This is a genomic window from Pseudomonas sp., from assembly GCF_050739995.1.
Taxonomy (GTDB): Bacteria; Pseudomonadota; Gammaproteobacteria; order Pseudomonadales; family Pseudomonadaceae; genus Aquipseudomonas.
In genome coordinates this window covers 1-2,175 of sequence record NZ_JBOICG010000794.1, presented here as the reverse complement: position 1 = coordinate 2,175, position 2,175 = coordinate 1, and the positions used below count along the sequence as shown (strand labels likewise).

The 2,175-nt window shown below is 60.4% G+C and carries 1 protein-coding gene; it reads right to left on the bottom strand.

From position 1 onward, the window contains the following. Positions 1-44 precede the first annotated feature (44 nt). Positions 45-2,033, bottom strand: coding sequence for an alpha-1,4-glucan--maltose-1-phosphate maltosyltransferase (locus ACRESD_RS26920; RefSeq protein ID WP_431753686.1), 1,989 nt, complete (start codon positions 2,031-2,033; stop codon positions 45-47). Positions 2,034-2,175 lie beyond the last annotated feature (142 nt).

Genomic DNA, 2,175 nt, shown 5'->3' with positions numbered 1-2,175 from the left:
CTTTCGCGAGCAAGCCCGCTCCCACACGATTGATCTCACAGGACTTAAGAGACGGTGATACGCCAAATGCCAAAGGGCATCTGCGGCTCCAGGCGCGTCCACTGGGTCTTGCCGTACCACGTCCAGCGGTGCCCGTTCATCAAGTCTTCACCTTGGGTCTGAGCGTCGTCCGGCAGCCCCATCTCCCACAACGGCAGTTCGAAATGCGCTTCCTGAGCGTTGTAGGGGTCGAGGTTGACCGCCACGAGGATAAAGTTGCCGCCATCCTCACTGCGCTTGCCGAAATACAGGATGTTGTCGTTCCAGGCGTTGTACAGCTTCAAGCCCAAGTGTCTGTGCAGCGCCGGGTTCTGGCGGCGGATGCGGTTGAGCTGGGCAATCTCGGCAATGATGTTGCCGGGCGCGCTGAAATCCCGCGGGCGGATCTCGTACTTCTCCGAGTCCAGGTACTCTTCCTTGCCCGGTATGGGCGCGGCCTCACACAGTTCGAAGCCCGAATACATGCCCCATAACCCGGAGCCCATGGTCGCCAGCGCGGCGCGGATCAAGAAGCCCGGGCGTCCGGACTCGTGCAGGAAGCCGGGGTTGATGTCCGGCGTGTTGACGAAAAAGTTCGGCCGAAAGCATTCGCGCCACGGCGACGTATTCAACTGTGTGAAGTATTCGCTCAGTTCGGTCTTGGTGTTGCGCCAGGTGAAATAGGTGTAGCTCTGGGAGTAACCCACCTTGCCCAGGCGCGCCATCATCGCGGGTGTGGTGAAGGCTTCAGCCAGGAAGATCACTTCGGGATACTTGCCGCGCACATCGCTGATCAACCATTGCCAGAACGGCAGTGGCTTGGTGTGCGGGTTGTCGACACGAAAGGTCTTCACGCCCTCTTCCACCCAGCCCACCACGATGTCACGCAGCTCGGTCCACAGGCTTGGAATCGCATCGGCGGCGTAGAAGTCGACGTTGACGATGTCCTGGTATTTTTTCGGTGGGTTCTCGGCGTATTTGATCGTGCCGTCCGGGCGCCAGTTGAACCAGCCCGGATGCTGCTTGAGCCACGGGTGGTCCTGGGAACACTGGATAGCGAAGTCCAGGGCGATTTCCAGGCCATGGTCGGCGGCGGCCTTGACCAGGCGGCGGAAGTCGTCACGGCTGCCCAACTGCGGGTGGATTGCCTCGTGTCCGCCATCCTCGCTGCCAATCGCGTAAGGGCTGCCGGGATCATCGGGACCGGCGGTGAGCGCATTGTTCTTGCCTTTGCGATGGCTGCGGCCAATCGGATGAATCGGCGGGAAGTACAGCACGTCGAAGCCCATGTCGTGGATCATCGACAGCCGGGCGTGCACATCATTGAAGGTGCCGTGGCGCATTGGGTCATCAGTGATCGACCTGGGAAACAGCTCGTACCAACTGGCGAACTGCGCGCGTTCGCGCTCCACATCAATGGGGTACACGGCGCTGATGCTCAGGTACGCACGGTGGTCGGCCTGGGCCATCAGGTGTGCACTGTCTTCGTGCAGAAATTGCGCAACCTGCTCGATTTCCAGCAGGCCGGAGAGTTCATGATGCAACAGCATCAGACGGTCGCGCAGCTCATTGTCACTGCGTTCGGCGGCTTGCAACACCAGGCTGCGGCCTTCCTGGAGCTCAAGGCTGACCGGCACCCCGGCCTCATGTTTTTTGCGCAACTCGTAGCAGAAGCTGGCAAAGGTATCGATCCAGGCTTCGACGCAGAACTCATGAGGGCCTTGGGCCGTGACGGTAAACGCACCTTCCCAGCCGTTATTGCCTACATCCGTCATGACCACGCTGTGCCAACTTTCGTCATGCAATGCGCGCCAGCGAATCAGCACCGCGAGCTGGTCGTGGCCGTCAGCGAATACCTTGCTGGTGAGGTTGACCCGTTGCCCGACCACGGCTTTCACAGCGAACTCACCGCCGTCGATCACAGGTGTGGTGCTTTCGATCGCGATCCTGGGCAGCAACAAGGCCTGGGACAGCGGCAATCGGGCGTCTTCTGGAACCTGTATTTCAGCAGTCATCGAGCATCTTCCCCTTACGCCCTGTGGACGCTCTTTGCTTGATCCGAATTCTGATACGGCGAAGCTCTCCCTGAGCGGGCCGTCATAGGTCCGAGCCCGGGCCCCGGTTAAAAGTTCAGGTGGATGTGCCGCCATTGAGCGG